General features: G+C 74.7%; 8 protein-coding genes. All 8 read left to right on the top strand.

The window, feature by feature from the left end; translation table 11 throughout:
• Positions 1 to 187 precede the first annotated feature (187 nt).
• Genes ACFU95_RS03815 through ACFU95_RS03780 form a run of 8 tightly spaced genes read left to right on the top strand, consistent with a single transcriptional unit; the run spans position 188 to position 20,464 of the window.
• Positions 188 to 1,669 (top strand): MFS transporter, encoded by a 1,482-nt coding sequence (locus ACFU95_RS03815; protein WP_383821217.1) that lies wholly within the window; start codon positions 188 to 190, stop codon positions 1,667 to 1,669.
• Between the two features lie 2 nt (positions 1,670 to 1,671).
• On the top strand, positions 1,672 to 1,878 hold the full coding sequence (locus ACFU95_RS03810) for an MbtH family protein (protein WP_383821214.1): 207 nt from the start codon (positions 1,672 to 1,674) through the stop codon (positions 1,876 to 1,878).
• A gap of 28 nt (positions 1,879 to 1,906) precedes the next feature.
• A complete protein-coding gene (locus ACFU95_RS03805; RefSeq protein ID WP_383821415.1) occupies positions 1,907 to 5,470 on the top strand; it encodes an amino acid adenylation domain-containing protein in 3,564 nt (1,187 codons plus the stop codon).
• Entirely contained in the window at positions 5,461 to 6,531 is a 1,071-nt protein-coding gene (locus tag ACFU95_RS03800; RefSeq protein WP_383821212.1) for a MupA/Atu3671 family FMN-dependent luciferase-like monooxygenase, read from the top strand. The genes ACFU95_RS03805 and ACFU95_RS03800 overlap by 10 nt, the downstream gene beginning before the upstream one ends.
• Positions 6,528 to 11,225, top strand: a complete 4,698-nt coding sequence (locus ACFU95_RS03795) for an amino acid adenylation domain-containing protein (RefSeq protein ID WP_383821209.1) — start codon at positions 6,528 to 6,530, stop codon at positions 11,223 to 11,225. The genes ACFU95_RS03800 and ACFU95_RS03795 overlap by 4 nt, the downstream gene beginning before the upstream one ends.
• Positions 11,225 to 15,115 (top strand): amino acid adenylation domain-containing protein, encoded by a 3,891-nt coding sequence (locus tag ACFU95_RS03790; RefSeq protein ID WP_383821206.1) that lies wholly within the window; start codon positions 11,225 to 11,227, stop codon positions 15,113 to 15,115. Before ACFU95_RS03795 ends, ACFU95_RS03790 begins: the two co-directional genes overlap by 1 nt.
• Positions 15,099 to 18,395: an amino acid adenylation domain-containing protein gene (locus ACFU95_RS03785; RefSeq protein ID WP_383821203.1), complete on the top strand. Its 3,297-nt coding sequence runs from the start codon at positions 15,099 to 15,101 to the stop codon at positions 18,393 to 18,395. The genes ACFU95_RS03790 and ACFU95_RS03785 overlap by 17 nt, the downstream gene beginning before the upstream one ends.
• Positions 18,392 to 20,464: a beta-ketoacyl synthase N-terminal-like domain-containing protein gene (locus tag ACFU95_RS03780; RefSeq protein WP_383821201.1), complete on the top strand. Its 2,073-nt coding sequence runs from the start codon at positions 18,392 to 18,394 to the stop codon at positions 20,462 to 20,464. The genes ACFU95_RS03785 and ACFU95_RS03780 overlap by 4 nt, the downstream gene beginning before the upstream one ends.
• The last annotated feature ends 25 nt before the right edge of the window (positions 20,465 to 20,489 follow it).

Here is a 20,489-nt window from a genome sequence, read left to right as displayed (position 1 = left end):
AGGCGGCAGTTGCTCCGGCCAGTCCATCGGTCAACCGCCTGGTGAACCACCACTGGGGAGTGGCCCCGTCGCGTGCCGGGGCGTCGTCGGTCAGGCTTCTGGGACGCCTTTCATGATCAGGGCTGCGCCGGGCGTGACTTCGAACTAAGGTTCTCGTTCGAAAGCCACATTCGACGGGGGTACGCACGTGGCCGATTCAGCGCGCTCGCTGGACGAGACCGCGCGGCACGGGGGGAAAGCCGGCCGGTTCAGCGGCATGGGTCCCTTCATGCTCGTGTGGAGCGGGCAGGCGATCTCCCTGGTGGGCAATTCCGTCCTGCGGTTCGCCTTTGTCTTCGAGACCTGGTCGGCCACCGGCCGGGCCACCGCGCTGACCACTCTGTCGCTGTGCGCGCTTCTCCCGCAGGTGCTGCTCAGCCCGCTCGCCGGGGCGTTCGTCGACCGGGTCAGCAGGCGTACGGCGCTGCAACTCGCGGACGGGGGCGGCCTGCTGATCGTGGCGCTGCTCAGCGTCCTGCACTTCACGGGCGGGCTGCGCACCTGGGAGGTCTACGCGGCCGTCATGCTGCTCGGCTCCGCCGCCGCCTTCCAGTTCCCGGCGCTGGGCGCCGCCGTGCCGTTGCTGGTGGACAAGGGGCAGCTCCAGCGGGCCAACAGTCTGCTGGCGAGCGCCAAGAGCACGGCGGATGTCGGCGGTCCCGCGCTGGGCGGGCTGCTGGTGGCGTTCTCCGGGCTCGGTTTCATCCTGGTCGCCGACCTGGTGAGCTTCGCCCTCGCGCTGGCCGCCGTCCGGGTCGTACGGATGCGAGGGGACACCGGTCCCGCGAAGAAGGCGGCGGGCGGGCCGCGCAAGCGGCTCACCGCCGAGGCCCTGGAGGGGATGCGGTTCCTCTTCCGGTATCCGAGCCTGCGGGATCTGATGCTGGCCTTCTGCGTGGTCAACCTGGTCATGGTCTTCGGATTCGCCGCCGTACAGCCCATGGTGCTGGCCCGGTCCGGCGGCGAGACCGCGGCGCTGGCGAGCGTCAACACGGCCATCGGGGTCGGCGGGGTCGCGGGCGGGCTGTTGATGGCGGCGTGGAACGGGCCGAGGAACCGGGCCCGGGGCATGCTGCTCGGGATCATCGGCATGTGCCTGTCCGCCCAGGTGGCGATGGCGCTCGCGGGCGGGGTGGCCGGGTGGTGCGCGGCCATTCTGGTGGGCGCGGCGCTGATGCCGATGATCAACGGCACGATGCAGGCGATCGTGCAGACCAAGGTCCCGCAGGAGTGGCACGGGCGGGTCTTCGGCGCCGTGATGTTCCTGTCGCAGCTCTCCGTTCCGCTGGCGACGGCGGTCTCCGGGCCGCTCGCCGACCATGTCTTCGAACCGCAGGCCGCGGACGGCACCGGGATCTTCGTGGTGCTGGGGCCGCTCGTGGGCGACGGGCCGGGCAGCGGCATGGCCGCCATGCTGCTGATCGCCGGTCTCTGCGGCATCGCCGTCGGGGTGCTGAGCATGACCCGGCGCACGGTACGGGAGATCGACACGCTGCTGCCCGACGTGGCCGACGACACCCCCGACCCCGCCGAAGACTCCGCGCGCCCCGGCGATCCCGAGGCGTCGGAGAACCCTGATGTCCCCGACAACCCGGACAACCCCGGGAGCAGAGAACTCGTGGAGGGCTGACCATGACCACCAATCCGTTCGAGGACGAGAACGGGACCTATCTCGTACTCACCAACGCCGAGGGCCAGTTCTCGCTGTGGCCCGACGGGATCACCGTGCCGGACGGGTGGGACGTGGCCCTGACCGCGAGCAGCCGCGCCGACTGCCTCGCCTTCGTCGAGGCCCGCTGGACGGACATATGTCCCACCCGCACGGGCGCAGACGCCTGAGATGGGGACGACGGGGGCGTTGCACGGTGTGCATGAACTCTTCGAGGAACAGGCTCGGCGGACACCCGCGGCGACCGCGCTGGTGTACGGCGGCCAACGGCTGACCTACGGCGAACTCGACGCCCGCGCCGACCGGTTCGCCGGGCTGCTGCGACGGCGCGGTGTGCGGCCGGGGGCCCTGGTGGGCGTATACCTGGAGCGGTCCGCCGAGATGGTGGTCGCCCTGCTCGGCACGCTCAAGGCCGGGGCCGGCCATGTGATGCTCGACCCGGACTTTCCGGCGGAGCGGCTGCGCGGGATGGCGGCCGACGCGGGTGTCGCCCTGGTGGTGTCCCGACGCGGCACCCGACAGCCCGTGGGCGAGGCCGAGTCGATCGCGGTGGAGGACGCCGGGCGGACCGAACCGCTCCGGCGCGGCACCGTGCGGGTACGGCCCCAGGACCCGGCCTGCGTGATGTTCACCTCCGGCTCCACCGGCCGCCCCAAGGGCATCGTCGCCTCCCATGCCGCGATCACCGGGACGCTGACCGGGCAGGACTTCGCCTCCTTCGGGGCGGATGCGGTGTGGCTCCAGAGCTCCCCGGTGTCCTGGGACGCGTTCGCGATGGAGCTGTGGGGCCCGCTGCTGGGCGGCGGCGTGTGCGTACTGCACCCGGGGCAGCGCCCCGACCCCGTGGTGATGGCCGACCTGCTCGACCGGCACGCCGTCACCTCCCTGTATCTCTCCGCGTCCCTCTTCGGCGTGATCGTCGACGAGTACCCGCGCGCCCTCACCGGACTGCGCGAACTGATCGTCGGAGGCGAGCCGTTGTCGCCCGCGCACGCGGCCCGCGCCCTGGAGCGCCACCCCGCGCTGAGGCTGAGCAACGGCTACGGCCCGGTCGAGGGCATGGTCTTCCTGAGCGTCCATCCGGTCACCGCCGAGGAGGTGCGCGACGGTGCTCCGGTACCGATCGGCCGCCCCCTGGCCGGCAAACGGCTCCGGGTGCTCGACGAACGGCTGCGGCCCGTCGCGGACGGCGAGACCGGTGAGCTGTACGCCGCCGGGGCGGGCGTCGCCCTCGGCTACTGCGGCCGTCCCGAACTGACCGCCGAGCGGTTCGTGGCCGACCCGGACGGGGCCGCCGGGGAGCGGATGTACCGCACCGGTGACCTGGTGCGGCGGCGGGCGGCGGACGGGGTGCTGGAGTACCGGGGACGGGCCGACGGCCAGGTCAAGATCCGCGGGTTCCGGGTGGAGCCCGGCGAGGTGGAGACCGTGCTGGCCCGCCATCCGGGGGTGGTCCGGGCCGCCGTCGTGGCCCGTCCCGACGCCGCGGGTGAGAAGCGGCTGATCGCCTACGTCGTCCCACGCGAGGGACGCCGGCCGCGCCCGTCCGAGCGGGAGTTGCGCGAGCACGCCGCTCGTGTGCTGGCCGACTACCTGGTCCCGGCCGCCTTCGTCGTCCTGGACGCACTGCCCCTCACGGCCAACGGCAAGCTGGACCGGGCCGCGCTTCCGGAGCCCGGCCCGATCACCGGCTCGCTCGCCTCGGCGACGGCACGGCAGCCGTCCGACCCGGTCGAAGAGGCGCTGTGCGGGCTCTTCTCCGAGGTGCTGGGGGTGGCGTCGGTCGGCCCCGAGGACGACTTCTTCGCGCTCGGCGGCAACTCGCTGATGGTGGCGCGTCTGCTGGGGCGGATCCAGCTGACGCTGGGCGCCCGGGTCGGCGTACGGACGCTGTTCGAGGGCCGGACGCCGGCGGCGCTGGTGCCCCTGGTGGCGAAGGCCAGGACGGCGGACAGGGAGGGCGCGGCAGCACAGGGCGACCGGGCCCCGGTGCCCGCACCCTTGACGAACGACGGCCCGCTGCCCCTGTCGTACGCCCAACGCCGCCTCTGGTTCCTGGACCGGGTCGACGCGGGGACGGCGTACACCCTGCCGGTGCTGGTGCGGCTGCGCGGCGAGGTCGACGCGGAGGCGCTTCGGGCCGCCCTCGGGGACGTGGCCGCCCGGCAGACAGCGCTGCGTACCGTCTTCGAGGAGCGCGACGGAGAGCCCGGTCAGCGGGTGCTGGACGGCGTCGCGGCACGCCCCCGGCTGCGGCAGGTCGAGGTCGATTCCGGTGAGCAGGCGCGAGCCGTCGCCGAATCGGCCCGGCACCGGTTCGACCTGGCCGCCGAACTCCCCCTGCACGCCGTGCTGTTCGGTGTCCGGGACCGGCCGGGTGAGCACGCGCTGCTGCTCGTGCTGCACCACATCGCGGGCGACGGCTGGTCCCTGCCCCCGCTCTTCCGGGACCTGTCGCGTGCCTACGCCGCCCGGGTCCGCGGTGTCGAGCCGCGGCTCGCCCCACTGCCCGTCCCGTACGCCGACTTCGCCCGGCGGCAGCAGGAGCGGCTCGGCTCGGCGGACGATCCGGGATCCCTCGCCGCCACCCAGCTCACCTTCTGGCACAAGACCCTGGCCGATCTCCCGGCCGGCGGCCCCCTGCTCCCGCGGCGCCCCGGGCGGCCCGCGGTACCGGGCCGGGACGCCACCACCGTCGTACGACGGCTGGACGCGGCCGCGCACGCGCGGATCGTCGAGGTGGCGCGGGCCGAGGGGGCGACGCTGTTCATGGCGTTGCACGCCGCCCTCGCCGCGGCGCTGGTGCGGGCCGGAGCGGGCGCGGATCTCGCGGTCGGCTCGCCGGTCGCGGGGCGGGGGCACGACGGCACGGTCGACGACGTCGTCGGGTTCTTCGTCAACATGCTGGTGCTGCGCACCGACGCGTCCGGCGATCCGACGGCCCGGCAGTTGCTCGCGCGTACCCGGGAGGCGGCGCTGGACGCCTTCGCCCACCAGGAGGTGCCGTTCGAGGACGTCGTGGGAGCGCTCAACCCGGTACGGCCACCGGGGCGGCAGCCGTTCACCGAGGTGGTGCTGGCGCTGCAGAACAACGCCCGCGCCGAGGTGGACCTGCCCGGTGCCGCGTCCGGCGTGGAGCCGTTGCGGACCGGCACGGCCCGGTTCGAGCTGCTGGTCGACGTCACGGACGAGTACGGGCCGTCGGGCGCGCCGGACGGTATGACGCTGGTGATCGAGTACCGGACCTCGTGTCTGGAGGCGGAGTTCGCGGCATGGCTGGCGGACGCCGTCGTCGAGGCGCTGCGAGCGGCGGCCGCCGATCCGGACGTACCGCTGTCCCGGCTCCCCCTGCCCGAACCGCCCCGGCGGGCCGACCCGACCCTGGACGCGCTCCGCGCCCCCGAGCCCCCCGCCGGCACCCCGGGTCCGGCCGGCTCCGCCCTGCGCCGGGAGATCGCCGCCGTCTGGTCCGACGTCCTCGGCGTCGAGGGCATCGCCCCGGACGACGACTTCTTCCAGCTGGGCGGCAACTCCCTGCGCGCGGTGCGGGTCGCGGCCCGGCTCACCGGCGCCGGGCGCACGGTGACGGCCGCCCAGCTGTTCACCTCCCCCACGGTCGCCGCCCTCGCCGCCGAGCTGGAGCGGGCACCGGCCGAGGCGCCCGATGCCGCCGCGCCCATCCTGCGGCGGCCGCGCGTTCCCCGGCAGCAAGGCCGCGACAGCCGTACCGACACCAGTCAGAAGGAGGTGCCATGGACCTGAGCGTGATGTTCTTCGGCGCCGACACGCCCGCCGGGACCACGGCCGGGGGCGGCGCAGCGCCGCACAGCCGGGCCTACGACGACATCCTCACCGTCGCCCGCGTGGCGGACCGGCTCGGCTTCCACGCGATCTGGACGCCCGAGCGGCACTTCCAGCAGGTGGGACAGGTGTTCCCCAGCCCGCCGGTGCTCAGCGCGGCGCTCGCCGTGGCCACCGAGCGGATCAACATCCGGGCGGGCAGCGTGATCCTGCCGCTGCACCATCCGCTGCGGATCGCGGAGGACTGGGCCGTCGTCGACAACCTGTCGCACGGCAGGATCGGGCTGTCGGCCGCGACCGGCTGGCACTCCGCCGACTTCGTCCTCGCCCCCGGCCACTACGAGGACCGCCGCGAGCGGACCCTGCGGGACATTCCGCTGCTGCGCCGGCTGTGGGCGGGCGAGGCGGCCGAGTTCACCGACGGCACCGGCGCCTCGGTCGCCGTCCTGCCGCAGCCCCGGCCCGTGCAGGACACCCTCCCCCTGTGGCTCACCAGCTCCGGCAACCCCGCGACCTGGGAGGCCGCCGGAAGCCTGCGCGCCGGGGTGCTCGGGGCGACCGTCGGGCAGAGCCGGGAGGAACTGGCCGAGCGGATCGCCCGCTATCGCGCGGCCTGCGCGGCCGCCCCCGACCAGGGCGGCACCGACGCGCACGGCCGGGTGACGCTGATGGCGCACACGTTCGTCGGCGCGGACGACGCCGAGGCGCGCCGCCTGACCGCCGTACCGCTGAAGAGGTATCTGCGGTCGTACGTACGGCAGACCACGGCGAACCGCACGGCCGACCGGGCGACGGCGGAGCTGACGGCCGAACAGACCGCGATGCTCGCCGAGTTCGCCTTCCACCGCTATCTGACCTGGGGCAGTCTGCTCGGCTCCGCCGAGACCTGCCGGAAGATGCTCGCCGACCTGCGCGAACTGGGCTGCGACGAGGTCGCCTGCTTCGTGGACTTCGGGCTCGGCCGCGACGAGGTGCTGGCCGGGCTGCACCGGCTGGCCGAACTGCGGGAGGACGTGGCGTGACGGCGACAACGGGGGCGGCCGGCGCGTCGATGGCCGAGCGGTTCAGCGCGCTCAGCGGTGAACAGCGGGTGCGGCTGATGCGGCGGCTGGTGGAGTCCGGGCAGGCGGGGCTGATCCCGGCGGTCGTGCCGCCGCGCGACGGGGACGGGCCGGTGCGGCTCAGCCCGGCGCAGGAGGACCTGTGGGTGTACGAGTCGCTGTACCCGGGCACCCCGGCGCTGAACCTGTGCTGTGCCTACCACTTCGACGAGACGGTCGAGCCGGTCGACCCGGGGCGCCTGGAGACGGCACTGACCCTGGTCCGGGGGCAGCACGACATTCTGCGGGCCCGCATCGACGGCGAACCGGGCGCGCTCACCGTCACCTTCCCGCCGGAGGAGCGTTTTCGCCTGGAGCGGGAGGACCTGCGCGGCACCGGCACCACCATCGCCGAAGCCTTCGAGACCTTCCGGCGCCGCCCCTTCGACCTCGCGGGCGCGCCCCTGATGCGGGCCCGGTTCGTCACGGTCGACGAGCGGCGCACCACGCTGATGCTGAGCCTGCACCACGTGATCGCCGACTGGTGGTCCTTCGACGTGCTGCAGGCCGAGTTCGCCGAGGTGCACCGCGCGCTGCGCGCCGGTACCGTCCCGGCCCCGGCCCGTCCCCGGATCCAGTACGCCGACTTCGCCTCCTGGCAGGGCGAGTTGGCGGAGTCCGGGGTCTTCGAGGCGCGGCTGGACTTCTGGCGCCGCTATCTCGCCGAGCCGCCGGGGCCGCTCGCCGTGCCGGGCGCCGGGAACGGGCTCGCGGAGGGCATCGCGCAGATCCCCTTCAAGGTCGACGCGCCGACCGCCGAGGCGGTACGGGCGCTGGCCCGGGAGCGCGGCGCCTCCGTCTACGTCGTCCTGATGGCGGCCTTCGCGGTCCTCGCGCACCGCCTCAGCGGCGCCGACGACCTGGTGCTCGGCACCCCGACCGCCAACCGCGCCGCCCAGGGCCTGGAGCGGGTCATCGGGTACGTCATGAACGCCATCCCGACGCGCTGGCGGATCCGCCCCGGTGACTCCTTCGCCGACGTGCTCGCCCGGTTCGCCGCGGACTTCCCCGAGCTGATGGCCCACTCCGACGTGCCCGTGGGCCGGATCGTGTCGGCGGTCGCGCCCGACCGCAGCGCCGGGCGCTCCCCGCTGTTCCAGTGGGTGTTCATGCACCTCACCCAGCAGCGCAGCGTGGCCGCTCTGCGGGAGTTCAGCGAGCCCGAGCGCATCCACACCGGTGGCGAGCACGACCTCGTCGGCATCGTCCGGGACGCCGACGACGGCACGATGGACGGCAGTTTCGAGATCCGTACGGCCCTCTTCGACGCCGACTCCGTACGGCACTGGACGGACGCCTACCTGGAGCTGCTGCGCCGCTTCACCGCCGATCCCGGGGTGCCGCTGGCCGAGGTCGGGCTGGTGCCGGAGGCCGACCGGAGCCGCGTGGCTCAGCTCGCGTCCGGCGCTCCCGCCCCGGTGCCGCGCGCCCTGCCCGACCTGGTGGCCCGGCAGGCGGCCCGTACCCCCGACGCCCTGGCGCTGGAGGCGGACGGCCTGCGGCTGACGTATGCGGAGCTGACCGACCGCGTGAACCGGCTGGCCGCCCGGCTGGCCCGGCACGGGTCCGGTCCCGGCCGCGTCGTGGCCCTCGCGCTGGGCCGCACGGCCGCCATGGTCGAGGCCCTGCTGGCGGTGCAGCGCACGGGCGCCGCCCATCTGCCGGTCGACCCGGACCATCCGCCGGAGCGCATCCGTGGGGCGCTGGCGGACGCGGCGCCGGTGCTGGTGGTGGTCGGCGGGCCCGGGGCACTGCCGGAGACGGACGTCCCGGCGCTCGTCCTCGACGACCGCGCCTATGACGAACAGCCGCTGACGGCCGTGGAGTTGGACCCTTCGACGCCCGCCTACGTCATCCACACCTCGGGCTCGACCGGCCGCCCCAAGGGCGTCGTCGTCCCGCACACGGGCCTGACGGCCCTCGCGGAGGGCCTCGTGGAGGCGCTGGCGCTGGACGCGGACAGCAGGGTGCTCCACCTGGGCTCGCCCGCATTCGACATCTCCGTGGGCGAGCTGTGCATGGCCTTCGCGTCCGGCGGCACTCTCGTCGTACCGCCGCAGGGCCCGTTGGCCGGCCAGGAACTCGCCCAGATGCTGACCGGTCGGCGGATCAGCTGTGCGCTGCTGCCGCCCTCGGTGCTGGCGACCGTGCCCGCCGGGGAGTATCCGGAGCTGCGGTCGCTGGCCTCGGGCGCCGAGGCGTGCCCGCCGGACCTGGTGGCCCGCTGGGCCGTCGACGGGCGCCGCTTCCACAACGCGTACGGGCCGACCGAGTACACCGTCGGCGCCACCGTGTCCGGCCCGCTGACCGGCGACGGCACCACCCCGCCCATCGGCTCCCCGCTGCCGGGCACGCGCGCGTACGTCCTCGACGGACGGCTGCGGCCGGTGCCGCCCGGGGTGTGCGGCGAGCTCTATCTGGCGGGGCCGGGCGTGGCGTACGGCTATCTGGGCCGGCCGGGGCAGACCGCCGAACGGTTCGTCGCCGACCCCTGCGGTGCGCCCGGCGACCGCATGTACCGCACCGGGGACCTGGCCCGGCGCCGGGACGACGGGCAGCTGGAGTATCTGGGCCGGTCCGACGACCAGGTGAAGATCCGCGGCCATCGCGTCGAGCCGGGCGAGATCGAGGCCGTCCTCACCGGGCATCCCTCGGTCGGGCAGGCGGTGGCCGTCGTACGGGAGGACCGGCCGGGCAGGGCGCGGCTCGTCGCGTACGTCGTGGGGTCCGGCGAGGGCGTGCCGGTCCCGGACGCGCTGCTGGCGTACGCCGCCGGGCGGTTGCCCGCCGCCCTGGTGCCGTCCGACGTGCTGGTGCTGGGCGCGCTGCCGCTGGCCCACAACGGGAAGCTGGACCGGGCGGCGCTGCCCGCGCCGGGGATGCGGCCGGGCGACTCCGGGCGACTCCCGGAGGGGGCCCGCGAGGTCGCTCTGTGCGGCCTGTTCGAAGAAGTGCTGGGCGTCGAACGGGTCGGCGCCGACGACGACTTCTTCCGGCTGGGCGGCGACAGCATCATGGCGATCCAGCTGGCGGGGCGGGCGTCGGGGGCGGGGCTCGGCATCTCGCCGCGTGACGTCTTCACGGCTCGTACGCCTGCCGCGCTCGCGCTGACGGCCCGGGAGGCGACAGGACTTGGCGCCGGCGACGACGCCGGTACGGGGCGCTTCCCGCTCACGCCGGTCATGCGCTGGTGGCGCGAACAGGGCGGGGACGTGGCCGCGTTCACGCAGTCGATGGTGTTCCCGGTGCCGGCGGACGCGGGCCCGGAGCGGGTCGAGGCGGCGGTGCGGGGCCTGGTGGAGCGGCACGGTGTGCTGCGGATGCGGCTGGCGGACGGGGACCTGGAGGTTCCCGGGACCGTCCCCGAGGTCGCGGTCGGCCGGGTCGAGGTGCCCGTCGGTACCGACCCGCGGGAACTGGCCGAGGAGCTGGCGGCGGCGGTGCGGCTCGACCCGGCGCGGGGGGACATGCTGCGGGCCGCCTGGCTCGACGCGCCCCTGGGGCAGCAGGGCCTGCTGTTGCTGACGGTGCACCACCTGGCGGTGGACGGGGTGTCCTGGCGGCTGCTGGGTCCCGAGCTGGCGGCGGGGCTGGCCGGGGCGCCGCTGCCGGGGAACACCGGAACGTCCTTCGCCCGCTGGGCTCGGCTGCTGGCGCGGGAGGCGGTCCGGCCCGGACTGGCGGACGTGGAGTGCGCCTGGTGGGAGCGGATGCTGACCGGCCCGGACGCGCGGATCGCGGGCGGGCGGGGTGCCGGAGCACGCCGCGCCGTGCTCGGCGTGGAGCTGACACCCGAGGTCACCGAGGCGGCGCTGTCCGAGGTGACGGCGGCCTTCCACTGCGGCGCGGACGCGGTGCTGCTCACCGCCCTGGCCGCGGCGGCGGCACGGCGGCGGGGCGCGGATCCCCGGGCGGGCACCGGTCTGCTGGTCCACCTGGAGGGCCACGGTCGCGAGGTGCTGTCCGCGCCCGCCGACATCTCCCGCACGGTCGGCTGGTTCACCACCCAGTACCCGGTCCGGCTGGACGCGGGCGGTGCGCTCGGCCCGGACTTCTGGCAACCCGCGCGGGACGCGGCCGGTGAGGCGCTCAAGCAGATCAAGGAGCAGCTGCGCGCGGTCCCGCAAAGCGGTCTCGGCTGGGGGCTGCTGCGCCACCTCAACCCGGACACGGCCCCGAAGCTGGCCGCACTGCCCGTCCCGGACCTGCGCTTCAACTACCTGGGCCGGTTCTCCGGCGGCGACACGGCCGACGGCGAGCTGCTCGGCATGGCCGCTCAGGCGCTGCCGCTCGGTCACGCGGTGGAGGTGGACGCGGTCGTGCTGGAGCAGGACGGCGGGCGGCTGCGCCTGAGCGCCGGCTTCTCGTACGCGAGCGGGGTGCTCGGCGAGGACGAGGTGCTGGAGCTGGCCCGGCTGTGGTCCGAGGCGATCGAGGTGCTGGTCGAACACGCCCGCCGGGACGGCACGGGCGGCCACACCAGCTCCGACTTCCCGCTGGTCGACCTGTCGTCGGATCAACTCGCCCTACTGGAGGGCGACTTGGAGTTCGGACTGGACGACGAGGACTACGAGTACGACGAAGAGGACGACGTGTACGACAAGGGGGACCACTGATGGGCGGCCGTATCGCGGACGTGCTGCCGCTCTCCCCCGCCCAGGAGGGCCTGCTCTTCCACGCCCTGCGCGATCCGGAGCGGCCCGACCCGTATCTGGTGCAGGCCCGGTTCCGGATCGCCCCCGGCATCACGGCCGAGGCGGTGCGGGCCGGGGTGGCCGGGCTGCTGGAGCGGCATCCGAACCTGCGGGCGTGCTTCCGGCACGAGAACGTCGACCAGCCGGTGCAGGTGATCCCGCGCGCCGCGAAGCCGTCCTGGACGCAGATCGACCGCACCGGCCGCACCGCGGACGAGACGGAGGCGGAGCTCGCCCGTCTCGTGGCCGAGGACCGGGGCCGCCGCTTCGACCCGGCCCGGCCACCGCTGGTGCGGGCCACGCTGGTGCGGCACGACAAGGGCGCCGACCTGCTGTTGACGATGCATCACATCCTGCTGGACGGCTGGTCGCTGCCGTTGCTGGCACAGGACCTCCAGGCGTTGACGCAGGGCGCCGGGATGCCGCCCGCCGTGCCCTTCAAGCAGTTCCTGATCTGGCTGAACGGCCAGGACCAGGTGCGCGCGCAGGCCGCCTGGCGGGAGGCTCTGGACGGCCTGACGCCGCCCGCCCTGCTGTCCCCCGCCGGACCGGACGGGCCCGAGGACACGGTCGACATCGAGCTGACCGCCGGGCTGACGGGGGCGATCACCCGGCGGGCGGCGGACGCCGGGGTCACCGTGAACACCGTGGCGCAGACCGCCTGGGCCCTGGTGCTGGCCCGGATGACCGGTGCCGACGACCTCGTGTTCGGCGCGGTCGTCTCCGGGCGGCCGCATGATCTGCCCGGCGTGGAGCGCATGGTGGGGTTGTTCATCAACACACTGCCGGTGCGGATCGTGCTGCGCCCCGACGAGCGCGTCGACGAGTTGCTGGCCCGCGTCCAGGACGAGCAGCTGCGGCTGGCGCCGTATCACCACGTACGGCTGTCGGAGGTGCAGCGGGCCGCCGCGGTGGGCGAACTCTTCGACACGGTCCTGGCGTTCGAGAACTTCCCCCGCGCCGAAGGACCCGCTCGCGCCGTCGAGCTGGTCGAGACGCGGGACGCGACGCACTACCCGGTGACGGTCGCCGTGGTCGCCGGGGAGCGGATGCTGCTGCGGGTCAGCTGCCGCCGGGGCATCTCCGCGGCCACCGTCGGCGCCCGGCTGGCGCACGCCCTCGACGCGCTGGCCCACGCGCACGAGACGCCCGCCGACCGGCTCGACGTCCTTCCCCCGCAGGAACGGCGGCAGTTGCTCGCCCTGGCCGAGGGGCCGGTGCGTTCGGGGCGGCCGGGGCGCGAGACGCTGAGCGTCCCCGGGCGCTTCGCCGAGCAGGTGGCACGTACGCCCGACGCGCCGGCCGTCGAGTCCGACGGCGAGGTGCTGACGTACGGCGCTCTCGACTCCGCGTCCGACGGGCTGGCGGGGCGGCTGCGGGAGGCGGGGGTGCGGCCCGGCGAGAGCGTCGCGCTGCCGCTGGCCCGGTCCGTGGCCATGGTCGTCGCCCAGCTGGCGGTGCTGAAGGCCGGCGCCTACTGTCTGCCCCTGGATCCCGAGGCTCCGGCAGGGCGGCTGGCGACGCTGGTGGAGGCGGCGGGGGTGCGGGTGGCGGTCGCGACCGGACAAGGACGACTTCCCTCCGGAATACGGGTGTTGAGCCCGAGCGGACCTGACGTCGCCGCGCCGCCCAGGCCGGCCGTGCACCCCGAATCACCCGCCTACGTGATGTACACCTCCGGCTCGACGGGCGAGCCCAAGGGCATCGTCACCCCGCACCGGGCCGTCGCCGAACTCGCCGCCGACACCCGCTTCACGGGCGGCGCCCACGAGCGGGTCCTCCTGCACAGCCCGCACACCTTCGACGCCGCCACCTACGAGACCTGGGTGCCCCTGCTGAACGGCGGCACGGTCGTGGTCGCCCCGCCCGGCCCGGTCACCCCCGACCTGCTGAAGAGGCTGCTGCCCGAGGCACGCGTCACCGCCCTGTGGCTGACCGCCGAACTCCTGCGTACCGTCGCCGAGATCGCGCCCGAGGTGCTCGGTACCGCGCGCGAGGTGTGGGCGGGCGGGGACGTCCTCGCGCCCGAGGCGGTGCGACGGGTGCGCGAGCACTGTCCCGGCACGCGGGTCGTCAACGGCTACGGCCCCACCGAGACGACGGTGTTCGCCACGGCCCACCCGGTGACGGGGGACGTCGGCGCGTCCGTGCCCGTCGGGCGGCCCCTCGACCACACCCGCGCCTACGTCCTCGATCACCTGCTGCGTCCGGTACCGGACGGAACGGTGGGCGAGCTGTACGTCGCCGGCACCGGGCTCGCCCACGGATACCTCAACCGTCCGGGCCAGACCGCGGAGCGCTTCGTCGCCGACCCGCACGGACCGCCCGGCGCCCGGATGTACCGCACGGGCGACCTGGTGCGCCGGACGGCCGACGGAGCGCTGGAGTTCGCCGGTCGCGCGGACCGCCAGCTGAAGGTGCGCGGCGTCCGGATCGAACCCGCGGAGGTGGAGGCGGCCCTGACCGGCGGCCCCGGAGTGGTGCGCGCGGTGGTCGGCGCGGCCGCGGACCCGGCCGGGGGCAAGCGTCTGGTCGCCCACCTGGTCCTGGAGGACGGTGTCACGCCGGCCGCCGTACGGGAACACGCGGCGCGGATCCTCCCCGCGCATCTGCTGCCCTCCCTGTGGTCCCGCATCGACGCCGTCCCTCTCACCGCGCACGGCAAGGTCGACCGGGCGGCGCTGCCGGACCCGGCGGCGGTCACCCCACCGTCGCGGGCGCCGCGCACCGAGCTGGAGCGCGATCTGTGCCGGCTGTTCGGCGAGGTGCTGGACGTGCCGGCGCACCCGGACACGGACTTCTTCACGGCCGGCGGCCACTCCCTGCTCGCACTGCGCCTGGCCTCCCGCATCAAGGTCGAGCTGGGCTTCCGGGTGCCCGTCCCGCGTCTCTTCGAGGCGTCGCGGCCCGCCGCGCTCGCCGACTGGCTGAACGGCCCCGGACCGAACGCGGTCGACGACAGCCTCGCCCCGCTCCTCACCCTGCGGGCGGGCAGCGCGGACCGTACCCCGCTGTTCTGCGTGCACCCGGGGTCCGGCTTCGGCTGGTGGTACCGCGGACTGGTCCCGCAGCTCGGTCCGGACCGCCCGACGTACGTCCTCCAGACGCCGGCCCTGAGCACGGGCGTTCCCCAACTGGCCGAGACCATCGGGGAGATGGCGAAGTCGTATGTCGAGCGCATCCGGGCCGTCCAGCCGCACGGGCCGTATCTGCTGATCGGCTGGTCCTTCGGCGGGCCGCTCGCCTACGAGATCGCGGTGGCGCTGCGCCGGGCCGGCGAGGAGGTCGCCCTGCTCGGCGTGGTGGACACCCTGCCCAAGCCTCCCGAGGTCGCCCGGGTCCCGCTGGACCCGGCGGTCGTGGAGGCGAAGGTGCTGAGCATGCTGCTGCGCATCACGGCGCCCGGCGCGGCCGTGCCGGCGACCCGGGCGGAGACGTTCGCGCTGGCCCGGCACGACGAGAGCCTGATCGCCGGGTTCGACGACGCGCGGACGCACGCGCTGGTGGACACCATGGCCCACCACATCCGGCTGCACCGCGCGTGGAGCCCTCCGCCCTACGACGGACGCGTGACCCTCTTCTCCGCGACCGAGGACCCGGAGGGTGTCACGACGGCCGAGAAGACCGCGGGCTGGCTGCGCGGCGCCGTCGGGGTCGACGCCCACGAACTGCCGGGCACGCACTACGACGTCTTCAAACCGCCCCAGGCGGCACGGATCGCGGCGGTCGTCGAGAAGGCGGACCGCGACGCGACGCACGAGGCGACACGGAACCGCACACAGGGGGAGCGAACCGTTGGACACAGGGACTGAACCCGCGGACACCACCGGCGCGGGGGCCGGGAACGACGAGGAGTACGAGTTCCCGACGTCGGACGCGCAGGCCCGGCTGCTCGTCCTGGACCACATGGACCCGGGCAGCGCGACGTACCACGTGCCGGCCGCCTTCGCCGTGCGCGGGCCGTTCGACCCGGCCGCCTTCGGGCGGGCCCTCGACACGCTCGTCGCCCGCCACGAGTCGCTGCGCACGGTCTTGCGCACCGGCCCCGACGGGGTGCCCCTCCAGATCGTGTCCGCGGCCGGACGGGTCGAGCCGCGCGTGGAGCGCGACGTGCCCGTGGCCGAGGTGGACGCCCGGATGCGCGCGGCCGCCGCCCGCCCCTTCGACGTGGCGGCGGGCCCGCTGTTGCGCTGCACGCTGTACGCCGTGGCCGACGGCAGCCACCGCATCCTGCTCGTCGCCCACCATCTGGTCTGCGACGGCTGGTCGCTGGGCGTGCTGCTGCGCGAGCTGTCGGCCGGGTACGAGAACGAACTCAAGGGCCTGCGCCACACCGGGCCCGAACTCGCCCTGCAGTTCCCGGACTTCGCGGCCTGGCAGCGGGAGCGCCAGGCGGACGGCGAGTACTCCGGCTCGGTCGCCTACTGGGCCGGGCGGCTGCGGGGCGCCCCCGAGACGGTCGCGCTGCCGCTGGACCGGCCGCGCGGGGCGGTCCGTACGGCGGCGGGCGGCACCGAGCGGTTGACGCTGCCGGCCCGGGTCCGCGACCGGATCGCCGAGACGGCCCGGACGCGCGGCGGTACGCCGTTCATGGCGGTGTTCGCCGCCTACGCCGCGTTCGTGAGCCGGTTGTCGGGCTCCGAGGACCTGGTGATCGGGTTCCCCGTCTCCGGCCGGGACCGCCCCGAACTCCAGGACATGGTCGGCATGCTGACCAACACCCTGGCCCTGCGGATCGACCTCTCCGGCGACCCCTCGTACCACGACCTCGTCGCCCGCCTGCGCACCGCGCTGCTGGACTCCCAGCCGTACCAGGACGCCCCCTTCGAGGCGGTCGTGAACGCGGTCGCCCCGGCGCGCGAGATCAGCCACGACCCGGTCGTCCAGGTGGTCTTCGGCTACGACGACGACACCGAGCTGACGCTGCGGCTGGCCGGTGCGGAGGTCGAGCGGGTCCATGTGGGGCTGGACACCGCGAAGTTCGACTTCCACCTCCAGGTGGAACGGTGGGGGGACGATCTCGCCGCGTACCTGATCTACCGCAGCGCGCTGTTCGAGGCGGAGACGGTACGGCGCTGGGTGCGCTGCTTCGAGACGCTGCTGGGGGGCTTGCTGGACGATCCGGACGCCCCGATGTCGACGGTCGACATGCTCCCGGAGGACGAACGGGACGGGCTACTCGCCCTGCACGACAACGCGCCCCCAAGGGGCGCGGGGAACCGCGCGACCGGCCACAACGGACCCGCAGCCGCCAGTCAACGAATTGCGGCGCCCCCGAGGGCGCACCTGGTGCCCACCCTCGTGGCAGACCAGGCCGCCGCCCGGCCGGAGGCCACCGCCCTGGTCTGCGGCGACCTACGCCTGACCTACCGTGACCTGCTGCAACGCGCCGACACCCTGGCGGCCCGCCTCCAGGCACGCGGCGTACGCCGAGGAGACCGCGTCGGCCTCCTCCTCCCCCGCGGCGCCGACATGGGCATCGCCGCCCTCGCGGTCCTGCGCGCGGGCGCCGCGTACGTACCCCTGGACCCGGCGCACCCCGCGGCCCGCCTCGCCTACATGGTCGAGAACTCGGGCACGTCCCTGCTGCTGACGGCGCGGAGGACCACGGGCCTGACCGAGACGGACGTACCGGAACTGCGGGTGGACGAGACCGCGGACGAGGTGGCTCCGGTCACCCCCGTGACCTGCACGCCCGACGACCTCGCCTACGTCCTGTACACCTCCGGCTCCACCGGCGTCCCCAAGGGCGTGGCGGTGGAACACCGCGCACTGCTCAACCTCGCGGTCAACGTACGGCCCGTGTTCCCGGTGACCGGGACGGACCGCGTCCTGCAGTTCGTGTCGTTCGGCTTCGACGTGGCCGTGTCCGACCTGTTCTTCCCCTGGGTCGCGGGTGCGGAACTGCACATCGCGCAGGAGGACGAGCGCCTCGGCGAGGCACTTCAGGCGCGGCTGCGGGACTCCCGGATCACCTACGTCTTCCTGCCGCCGTCGGCCGCGATGACGCTCCCCCGCACCCCCGGCGCCCTGCCCGAGCTGCGCACGCTCGCGGTCGGCGGCGAGGCGTGCCCGGCCGAGCTGGTCGAGCGGCTCGGCGAGGAGGGGCGGCGGATCGTCAACGCGTACGGCCCCAGCGAGGCCACGGTGTACTCGACCACGGCCGAGCTGCGCCCGGGCGAGCCGGTGGTGATCGGCCACGCGGTCCCGGGCACCCGCGCCTACGTCCTGGACCGGCGTCTGCGCCCGGTCCCGGTCGGTGTGACCGGCGAGCTCTACGTCGCCGGCGCCTCCCTGGCCCGCGGCTACTTCGGCCAGCCCGGCATGACCGCCGAGCGCTTCGTCGCCGACCCCTACGGCCCGCCCGGCAGCCGGATGTACCGCACCGGCGACCTGAGCCGCATCGACGCGCACGGCGTGCTGCACTACCTCGGGCGCGGTGACTCCCAGGTGAAGCTGCGCGGCTACCGGATCGAACTCGGGGAGATCGAAGCGCTGCTGGCGGGCCATCCCGACGTCACGATGGCCGCGGCGGCGGTGCGGGGAGAGGGGGCCGAGCAGCAGCTGGTGGGGTACCTCGTCACCACGGCCGACGTCCCGGACGGGGTGCTGCGCGCCCACCTGGCCGGGCGGCTCCCCGGCTACATGGTCCCGGAGGTCTTCGTGCGCCTGCCGGAACTGCCCCTGAACCGCTCGGGCAAGATCGACCGGCCCCGGCTCCCCGAACCGCCCTCCTCCCGGCCCGAGTTGAGCCAGTCGTACGCGGCACCGGGCAGCGCCTCCGAGCGGCGCGTGGCCCGGGTCTGGCAGCAGGTGCTGACCCTGGACCGGGTCGGCGTCCACGACAACTTCTTCGACCTGGGCGGGAACTCGGTACGGCTGCTGGCCGTGCTCGCCGGGCTCCAGGACCACCCGGAGTACCGCGACCTCACCCTGATCGACCTGTTCCGGCACCCGACGGTCGCCGCCGTGGCGGCCCATCTCGACCGTACGGCCGAGGACACCGCACCCCGTGAAGAGGCGGCCCGGCGTGGCACCGACCGCCGGGCGGCCCTGCACAAGCTCCGTTCCAGGAAAGGCACGACGCGATGACGACCGACGAAGCAGCACCGCACGACCTGGAGTCCGCGGTGGCCGTCGTGGGGATGAGCGGGCGCTTCCCCGGTGCCCCCGACCTCGACGCCTACTGGGCCAACCTGCGCGACGGGGTCTGCTCCCTGTCCGCCTTCACCGAGAAGGAGCTCCTGGCCGACGGGGCGGACGCGGCGGAGCTGCGCAATCCCGCGTACGTCGCCGCGCAGGGCCGTCTCGCGGACGCGGACCGCTTCGAGGCGGACCTCTTCGGCTTCAGCCGCACCGAGGCGGCGGCGCTCGACCCGCAGCACCGCGTCCTGCTGGAGACCGCCTGGTCCGCCCTGGAGGACGCGGGGTACGCCCCGCTGACCGCACCGTCTGCCGCCGCCGCGGCGGGCCCGCCGCGCACCGGCGTCTACGTGGGCGGCAGCCCGACCGAACACGCCCTGGCGGCCGGCACCGACCCGGCGCTCGCGGCGTCGATCGGCGCCCTCCAGGTCCGGATCCTCACCGACCGCGAGTTCCTGGCGCCGTGGATCTCCTACCGCCTGGGCCTGGACGGCCCGAGCATGACGGTCCAGACGGCCTGCTCCACCTCCCTCACGGCCGTCCATCTCGCCGTGCAGGCCCTCCTCCTCGGCGAGTGCGACGCGGCGCTCGCGGGCGGCGTGGCCATCGGCAGTGTGCGCAGGCAGGGCTATGTCCACTACCAGGGCGGGATCTTCTCCCCCGACGGCCGCTGCCGCCCCTTCGACGAGAAGGCGGCCGGCACGGTACCGGGCAGCGGGGTGGGCGTACTGGTGCTGCGCCGACTGGAGGACGCGCTGGCCGACGGTGACCCGGTGCGTGCGGTGATCCGGGGCACGGCGGTCACCAACGACGGTTCCGGCAAGGTCGGTTTCACCGCGCCGGGGGTGGCCGGGCAGACGGCCGCGATCACGGAGGCGTGGGCGGCGGCGGGGCTGGAGCCGTCGGCGGCGCAGTACGTGGAGGCGCACGGGACCGGGACCGAGCTGGGGGACCGGATCGAGCTGGAGGCGGCGGGCGCGGCCTTCGCGGGCGGCGCCGACGGCCGGATCGGCATCGGCTCGGTGAAGTCGAACATCGGGCACGCGGACGCGGCCGCCGGAGCGGCGTCGCTGATCAAGACCATCCTGATGCTGGAGCACGCGACACTGGCGCCGACGGTGGACGTCACGAGCCCGGTCGCCGGTCTGCGGGAGTCGCCGCTGCGGCTGGTGACCGAGGCGCAGACGTGGCCGAGCCGGGCGGGTCTGCCCCGGCTGGCGGGTGTGACCTCGGTGGGGATCGGCGGCACGAACGTGCACGTGGTGGTGCAGGAGGCGCCCGAGCGCGGGGCGCCCGCGCCCATCGCCGCGCACCCGCTGGTCCTGCCGCTGTCGGCCCGCACCGCGTCCCGACTCAGCGCCCTCGCCGGGCGGCTGGCGGCACGCCTGCGCTCGACGGACGCCCCGTCGGTGCCTCTGGCCGACGTCGCCCACACCCTGCGCACGGGCCGGGTCGGGATGCCCGTACGCGCCTATGTCGTGGCCGCCGACGCACGGGAGGCGGCCGACCGGCTCACGGCACTGGCCGAGGGCCGCCGCGACACCACGACCGACCCCCTGGGCGAGGCGTGGCTGAGAGGCGGGGAGGTGAGCTGGCCGGACCTCGGCGGCGACGTGCGGCGGGTGTCGCTCCCGACGTACCCGTTCGCGGGTGAGAGCCACGGCTCGCTGACCCTGCGCGGGCCCGCGACGCCGGAGCCGCAGGCCCCGCACGAACCGCACGAGCCGGCGCGGAGCGGACTCGAAGCGCGGGTGGCCGAGTTGGTGACCGAGGCGCTGGATCTCACCGGTGCCGCCGATCTGACGCAGACGTACTTCGAGGCGGGCGGTGACTCGCTGACCGCCGTCCACCTCGCCGGAAGGCTCCGCGACGAGCTGGGCGTCGACGTGCCGATCCAGCTCTTCCTCGAACCGGTCACACTGAAGGACATGACGCACCGCATCGTCGACATGAAAGAGAACGGCCACGCCGACGGCGCCCTGGACGCGCTCCTCGCCGAGTTCGAGGCGGAGTCGTGACCGTGCCGGACAGTCGGACCCGATG

It is taken from the genome of Streptomyces sp. NPDC057623 (assembly GCF_042800355.1).
Taxonomy (GTDB): Bacteria; Actinomycetota; Actinomycetes; order Streptomycetales; family Streptomycetaceae; genus Streptomyces.
This window is presented reverse-complemented; position numbering and strand designations above follow the sequence as displayed.

Coding starts and splice junctions, on each gene's coding strand:
- ACFU95_RS03810 (WP_383821214.1), top strand. CDS start 1,672: ATGACCACCAATCCGTTCGAGGACGAGAACGGGACCTATCTCGTACTC.
- ACFU95_RS03800 (WP_383821212.1), top strand. CDS start 5,461: ATGGACCTGAGCGTGATGTTCTTCGGCGCCGACACGCCCGCCGGGACC.
- ACFU95_RS03790 (WP_383821206.1), top strand. CDS start 11,225: ATGGGCGGCCGTATCGCGGACGTGCTGCCGCTCTCCCCCGCCCAGGAG.
- ACFU95_RS03780 (WP_383821201.1), top strand. CDS start 18,392: ATGACGACCGACGAAGCAGCACCGCACGACCTGGAGTCCGCGGTGGCC.